This window comes from Streptomyces sp. FH025, assembly GCF_017427025.1.
GTDB lineage: Bacteria > Actinomycetota > Actinomycetes > Streptomycetales > Streptomycetaceae > Kitasatospora.
Window position 1 is genome coordinate 1 of record NZ_JAFLNG010000475.1, and the last position, 6039, is coordinate 6039.

At 73.2% G+C, this 6039-nt stretch carries 7 protein-coding genes; 6 read left to right on the top strand and 1 reads right to left on the bottom strand.

Annotation, left to right across the window (positions count from 1 at the left end; translation table 11 throughout):
• Positions 1-243, bottom strand: a 243-nt coding sequence (locus J0670_RS27105) for a hypothetical protein (protein ID WP_374223176.1), incomplete at its 3' end; no start/stop codon positions are given.
• A gap of 15 nt (positions 244-258) precedes the next feature.
• Here J0670_RS27105 and J0670_RS27110 point away from each other — a divergent pair.
• The 6 genes from J0670_RS27110 (at position 259) to J0670_RS27135 (ending at position 5930) form a co-directional block, all read left to right on the top strand.
• Positions 259-699, top strand: a complete 441-nt coding sequence (locus J0670_RS27110) for a roadblock/LC7 domain-containing protein (protein WP_207814302.1) — start codon at positions 259-261, stop codon at positions 697-699.
• On the top strand, positions 696-1064 hold the full coding sequence (locus J0670_RS27115) for a DUF742 domain-containing protein (protein ID WP_196952169.1): 369 nt from the start codon (positions 696-698) through the stop codon (positions 1062-1064). The genes J0670_RS27110 and J0670_RS27115 overlap by 4 nt, the downstream gene beginning before the upstream one ends.
• Positions 1045-1770 (top strand): ATP/GTP-binding protein, encoded by a 726-nt coding sequence (locus J0670_RS27120; protein ID WP_207814303.1) that lies wholly within the window; start codon positions 1045-1047, stop codon positions 1768-1770. Before J0670_RS27115 ends, J0670_RS27120 begins: the two co-directional genes overlap by 20 nt.
• Positions 1767-3011 (top strand): cytochrome P450, encoded by a 1245-nt coding sequence (locus J0670_RS27125; protein ID WP_207814304.1) that lies wholly within the window; start codon positions 1767-1769, stop codon positions 3009-3011. The genes J0670_RS27120 and J0670_RS27125 overlap by 4 nt, the downstream gene beginning before the upstream one ends.
• Before the next feature lie 48 nt (positions 3012-3059).
• Positions 3060-4274 (top strand): cytochrome P450, encoded by a 1215-nt coding sequence (locus J0670_RS27130; protein WP_207814305.1) that lies wholly within the window; start codon positions 3060-3062, stop codon positions 4272-4274.
• Positions 4275-4541: 267 nt separating this feature from the next.
• Complete coding sequence (locus J0670_RS27135) at positions 4542-5930, top strand: ABC transporter substrate-binding protein (protein WP_207814306.1); 1389 nt, start codon at positions 4542-4544, stop codon at positions 5928-5930.
• Positions 5931-6039: the final 109 nt, after the last annotated feature.

A 6039-nucleotide genomic window follows, 5' to 3' on the forward strand; every position in this document is an offset into this window, starting at 1 on the left:
CGGGCAGACGCTGGCCGCCACCACCCCGGCGGCGGCCTCGGCCGCGAAGCCCGTACGGACCGACGCGGCGAACGCCGCCGCCCGGTTCGGCGCCTTCCGCCGGGCCGCCCAGCCGGCGGTGCCCGTGCCGTCCGCGACGCCCGTACCGGTCGCCACACCGGCCGCGGGCGCTCCGTCGGGCGGCTCGCCCGACACCGCGCCGGCCACGGACACCGGCACCACGCCCGACGCTTCCCCCGTCACCGAGAAGGATTCCTGATGAGCAGCGCCACCGACCGCGACCTCGACTGGCTGTTGGAGAACCTGCTGGCGGCTACCCCCGGCACCCGGCACGCCCTGGTTCTCTCCGCCGACGGCCTCAAGCTCTGTCACACCGTCGGGCTGAGCACCGACCAGGCCGACCAGCTGGCCGCGATCGCCTCCGGCCTGCAGAGCCTGGCGCACGGCGCGTCGATCGAGTTCGGCGACGGCAGCGGCGGCGTCCGGCAGTCGATGACCGAGTTCCACGGCGGCATCCTGTGCATCGTGGCGGCCGGCGAGGGCGCGCACCTGGCGGTGGTCACGGACGAGGACGCGGACGTGGGTGTGGTCGGCCACAACATGCACGGCCTGATCGAGCAGATCGGCGTCCACCTCAGCTCCCCGGCCCGAGGCGCGGAGACGGACGGGGCCGCCGCCCGAGAGGGCGCCGGGATATGAACGCCGGGCCGGTGCTGCCGGGCAGGGACGACGACCCGGACCGCCTCTACACGATCACCGGGGGCCGCAGCCGTGCCCCGGAGAACGCCTTCGACCTGGTCACCCTGATCGTCGCGGAGCGGCAGCCGACGCCCGGGATGCAGTCGGAGCACGCCCGGATCCTGCGGATGTGCGAGGCCCCGACCGCCGTCGTGGAGGTGGCGGCGGAGCTGGCGCTGCCCGTCTCGGTGGTGAAGATCCTGCTCGGCGACCTGCTGGAGTCCGGGGCGGTCACCGCCCGCCACCCCCGGTTCGCGCCGAACAAGGCCCGGCTGCCCGACCTCGACACGCTGAAGCAGGTGCTGCATGGCCTCCAACGGCTCTGACCTCCAGGACCTCCAGGAGCATTCGGACCTCCAGGAGCGCTCGGGCCTCCAGGAGCATTCGGGCCTCCAGGACCACGCGGACCGCCAGGACGACCGGGACCTCCGGCCGGCCGCGCGCACCCCGCTGCGGGCGACCGCCGACAACGCGCTGAAGATCGTGGTGGTCGGCGGCTTCGGGGTCGGCAAGACCACCCTGGTCGGCTCGGTCAGCGAGATCCGCCCGCTGAACACCGAGGAGGTGATGACCCGGGCGGGGGAGGGCATCGACCCGGCCGGCAGCTGGGGCAAGCGCTCCACCACGGTCGCCTTCGACTTCGGCCGGATCACCCTGTCCGAGCGCCAGGTGCTGTACCTGTTCGGCGCGCCCGGGCAGGAGCGCTTCTGGTTCCTCTGGGACCGCCTGTTCAGCGGCGCCCTGGGCGCGGTCGTCCTGGTGGACACCCGTCGCCTGGAGGACTCCTGGTACGCGATCGACCGGCTGGAGCACCACGGCACGCCGTTCATCGTCGCCCGCAACAACTTCGGCGAGCCTGGCCACACCCTGGAGCAGGTCCGCGAGGCCCTGGACCTGCCGCCGGAGGTCCCGCTGGTGGACTGCGACGCCCGCGACCGCGAGTCCGGCAAGCAGGTGCTGATCGCGCTGGTCCACCACCTGGCGGCCCTCGCCGGAGCACCCGCCGCGATCTACGAGGAGAGCACCCCGTGACCGAGCCCGCCGTCACCCCGCCCCCGGGCTGCCCGGCGCACGCCGGCGCCACGCCGTTGTACGGGCCGCGCTTCCAGACCGACCCGGCCCAGCTCTACCGCGAGCTGCGCGCCGCGCACGGCCCGGTCGCCCCGGTCGAGCTGGCCGGCGGCGTGCCCGCCTGGCTGGTCATCGGCTACCGCGAGCTGCAGCAGGTCACCGGCCAGCCGCAGCTGTTCGGCCGGGACTCCAGCCGCTGGCACGCCTGGTCCACGCTGCCCGCCGACTGGCCGCTGAAGCCGATGATGGCCCCGGTGCCGTCGATCCTGTACGCCGAGGGCGAGGAGCACGTGCGCCGCTCCCGCGCCGTCACCGACGCGCTGGCCGGGATCGACCCGTACGAGCTGCGCAAGCACGCCGAGGAGATCGCCGACCGGCTGATCGACGAGTTCGCCGGGCGTGGCGAGGCCGACCTGGTCGCCGAGTACGCGCACCGGATGCCGCTGCTGGTGCTGTGCCGGGTGCTGGGTCTGGACGAGGAGCAGGCGCCGCAGATGATCGCGGCGCTGCTGGCGATGATGGACGGCGGCGCGGACGCCCCGGCCGGCGCCCAGCGGCTGCTGGAGCTGATGCACGCCCTGGTGGGGGAGAAGGCCGAGCACCCGGGCGCCGACGTGGCCTCGCGGATGCTGGAGCACCCGGCCGGGCTGACCCACGACGAGGTGATGCGCGACCTTCGGGTGCTGCTGATCGCGGGTCACCAGCCGACCTCGTACTGGATCTCCAACGCGCTGCGGCTGATGCTCACCGACCCGCGCTTCGCCGCCTCGCTGGCCGGTGGCCGGCGCAGCATCAGCCAGGCGCTCAACGAGGCGCTGTGGGAGGACACCCCGACCCAGATCTTCGCCGGTCGCTGGGCGGTCCGGGACACCCAGCTGGGCGGCCAGCGGATCGCCGAGGGGGACATGGTCCTGCTCGGTTTCGCCGGGGCGAACGCGGATCCGGCGGTGCGGCAGGCCGACGGCCGGCCGGCCGAGGGCAACCGGGCGCACATGAGCTACTCGTACGGCGAGCACGGCTGCCCGTTCCCGGCGCAGGAGGCGGCCGAGGTGATCGCCACCACCGCGATCGAGGTGCTGCTGGACCGGCTGCCGGACCTGCGGCTGGCGGTGGCCGAGCACGCGCTGGTGTGGCGGCCGTCGGCCTGGGTGCGCGGGCTGGTGGCGCTGCCGGTCTCGTTCACCCCGGGCCACTCGGCCTGATTCCCACGTCCTGTCACCCGAACTGTCACCGAAGGAGAGTTGCCGCAGATGACCGCTGCTCCGGCCCCGATCGCCCTCGACCCGCTGGCCCGTGACAACGCCGCCGAGGGGGCCCTGCTGCGGGCCGCCGGCCCGGTGGTGCCGGTGGTGCTGCCCGGCGGGGTCGCCGCCTGGGCGGTGACCCGGCACGCGGAGGCGCGCGACCTGCTCACCGACGCCCGGCTGGTGAAGGACGCCGGGCACTGGGCGGCCTACCAGCGCGGCGAGGTGCCGAAGACCTGGCCGCTGATCGGTCTGGCGGTGCCCGGCCCGAGCATGGTGACCACGGACGGCGCCGAGCACCGTCGGCTGCGGGCGCTGGTCGCGCAGGCCTTCACCCCGCGCCGGGTCGAGCTGATGCGCCCGCGGGTGGCGGAGATCACCGACGCGCTGCTGGACGCCCTGGCGGCCGGGGAGCCGGTGGTCGACCTCAAGAGCGCCTTCGCCTTCCCGCTGCCGATGACGGTGATCTGCTCGCTGCTGGGCGTGCCGGAGTCGGACCACGGCCTGCTGCGCGACCTGTACGAGCGGTTCTTCGGCACCAAGCCCGACCCGGAGGGCATCCAGGCGACCGTCGCCGGGCTGAACGCCTTCGTCAACGGCCTGGTGGCGCAGCGACGTTCGGAGCCGGGCGAGGACCTGGCGAGCGTGCTGCTGGCGGCGGACACCGAGGGCGGGGCGCTCACCGACGCGGAGGCGGCGGCGACCCTGCGGGTGATCATCGCGGCCGGTCACGAGACCACGGTGAACCTGATCGGCAACGCGGTGCGGGCGCTGCTGGCGCACCCGGACCAGCTGGAGCTGGTGCGCTCGGGGAAGGTGTCCTGGGACGCGGTGGTCGAGGAGTCGCTCCGCTGGACGCCGCCGACCAGCAACTTCCTGTTCCGCTTCGCCGCCGAGTCCATCGCGGTCGGCGGGGTGGTGATCCCGGCGGGCGAGCCGGTGCTGGTCTCGTACAACGCGATCGGCCGGGACCCGCTGCAGCACGGGGTGACGGCGGAGCTGTTCGACATCACCCGGGACCCGTCCCGCCACCTGTCGTTCGGGCACGGCCCGCACGTCTGTCCGGGTTCGCCGCTGGCCCGGCTGGAGGCGGGGATCGCGCTGCCGGCGCTGTTCGAGCGCTTCCCCTCGCTGTCGTTGGAGGTGCCGGACGCCGAGCTGCGGCCGAGCCCGTCGCTGGTGGTGAACAGCCTGCTGGAGCTGCCCGTCCGGCTCTGGTGACGTCGCTGGTGACGCCCCTTCGGTGACGTATCGTCAAAAATGTGACCCCGTCCGGCTTCCGGGCGGGGTCTCCGGCTTCCGATGGTCACGGTCGGGGCACCGGTGGGTGAAGGCCGGCCGTGGACCTTGGCGGCGGCCGACGGCTGCGTTAACGTCGTCGAATCGGTTCGGCCGCCGCTCGCCCGTGACGTCCGCACGCCCATTTCCGGTACAGCGCAATGTCGTTCAGCTCACAGTCGGCAGCACGCCCTGGCGAGGAGGACCGCATTGACCCTCAAACCGACCGCGCCGTACCCGAGTCACCGCCGTCGCCTGGTCGCCGCGCCCGCCCTGCTGGCGGCGCTGGCGCTGACCGCGGCCTGCTCGAACAGCTCCGGCGGTTCGGGCGGTGGCGGCGGCGGAGCCGCCCAGTCGCTGACCGGTGACTGCGCCAAGTACCAGCCGTACGCGGGCCATTCGGGCACCACGGTGACGATGTTCGCCTCGATCCTCAGCCCGGAGTCGGACAGTCTGGAGAAGTCCTGGGCCGAGTTCAGCGGGTGCACCGGGATCAAGATCAGCTACGAGGGGTCCAACGACTTCGAGTCCCAGCTGCCGGTCCGGGTGGCCGGCGGCAACGCCCCGGACTTCGCGATCATCCCGCAGCCCGGCCTGCTGGCGCAGATGGTCAAGAGCGGGAAGGTGGTCAAGCCACCCGCGCAGACCGTCGCCAACCAGGACAGGTGGAGCCCGGTCTGGAAGACCTACGGCTCGGTCGACGGCACCTTCTACGCGGCCCCGATGAGCGCCAACATGAAGTCGCTGGTCTGGTACTCGCCGAAGACCTTCAAGGCGGCCGGCTACGAGGTGCCGAAGACCTGGGCGGACCTGACGGCCCTCAGCGAGCGGATCGCCAAGGCGGGCGGCCCCAAGCCGTGGTGCGGCGGCATCGCCTCCGGCACCGCCACCGGCTGGCCGGCCACCGACTGGCTGGAGGAGGCGGTGCTGGGCACGTACGGCGGCGAGGTGTACGACCAGTGGGTGGGCCACCAGGTGAAGTTCTCGGACGAGAAGATCACCACCGCGATGAAGACCGTCGCCGACTGGATGCTGAACCCGGCCTGGGTCAACGGCGGCTACGGCGACGTGAAGTCGATCGCCACCACCACCTTCCAGGACGCGGGCGCGCCGATCCTCACCGGCAAGTGCGCGATGCTCCAGCAGGCCTCCTTCTACGAGGCGATGTGGCCCAAGGGCACCAAGGTCGGCCCGGACGGCGACGTGTTCGCCTTCCGCCTGCCCGCCGTCAACCCGTCGATCGCCAACCCGGTCGAGGGCGGCGGCGAGTTCCTGACCGCCTTCTCGGGCCGGCCCGAGGTGCAGGCGGTGCAGAACTATCTGTCCAGCTCGGACTGGGCGAGCAGCCGAGTGCGGACGGCGACCGGCTGGGTCTCGGCCAACCAGGGCGTGGACAAGAGCCTGTACACCGACCCGATCGACCAGCTCTCGGCGGCGGCGCTGACCGACCCGGGTGCGACCTTCCGCTTCGACGCCTCCGACCTGATGCCCGCGGCGATCGGCTCCGGGCAGGAGTGGAAGTCGCTGACCGCCTGGTTCGCCGAGGGGCAGTCGATCCAGAAGACCGCCGCCGACATCGACGCCGCCTGGCCGAAGTGAGCCCGGTGTAGCCCCGTCGGGCGTACCCGTCTGCTGGGTGCTCTGTGAGGGGCGCCTGCTGGGTGCTCCGCGAGGGCCACCTGCCGGGCGCCACCGTTGCCGGGCGCTC

Coding starts and splice junctions, on each gene's coding strand:
- J0670_RS27110 (WP_207814302.1), top strand. CDS start 259: ATGAGCAGCGCCACCGACCGCGACCTCGACTGGCTGTTGGAGAACCTG.
- J0670_RS27115 (WP_196952169.1), top strand. CDS start 696: ATGAACGCCGGGCCGGTGCTGCCGGGCAGGGACGACGACCCGGACCGC.
- J0670_RS27120 (WP_207814303.1), top strand. CDS start 1,045: ATGGCCTCCAACGGCTCTGACCTCCAGGACCTCCAGGAGCATTCGGAC.
- J0670_RS27130 (WP_207814305.1), top strand. CDS start 3,060: ATGACCGCTGCTCCGGCCCCGATCGCCCTCGACCCGCTGGCCCGTGAC.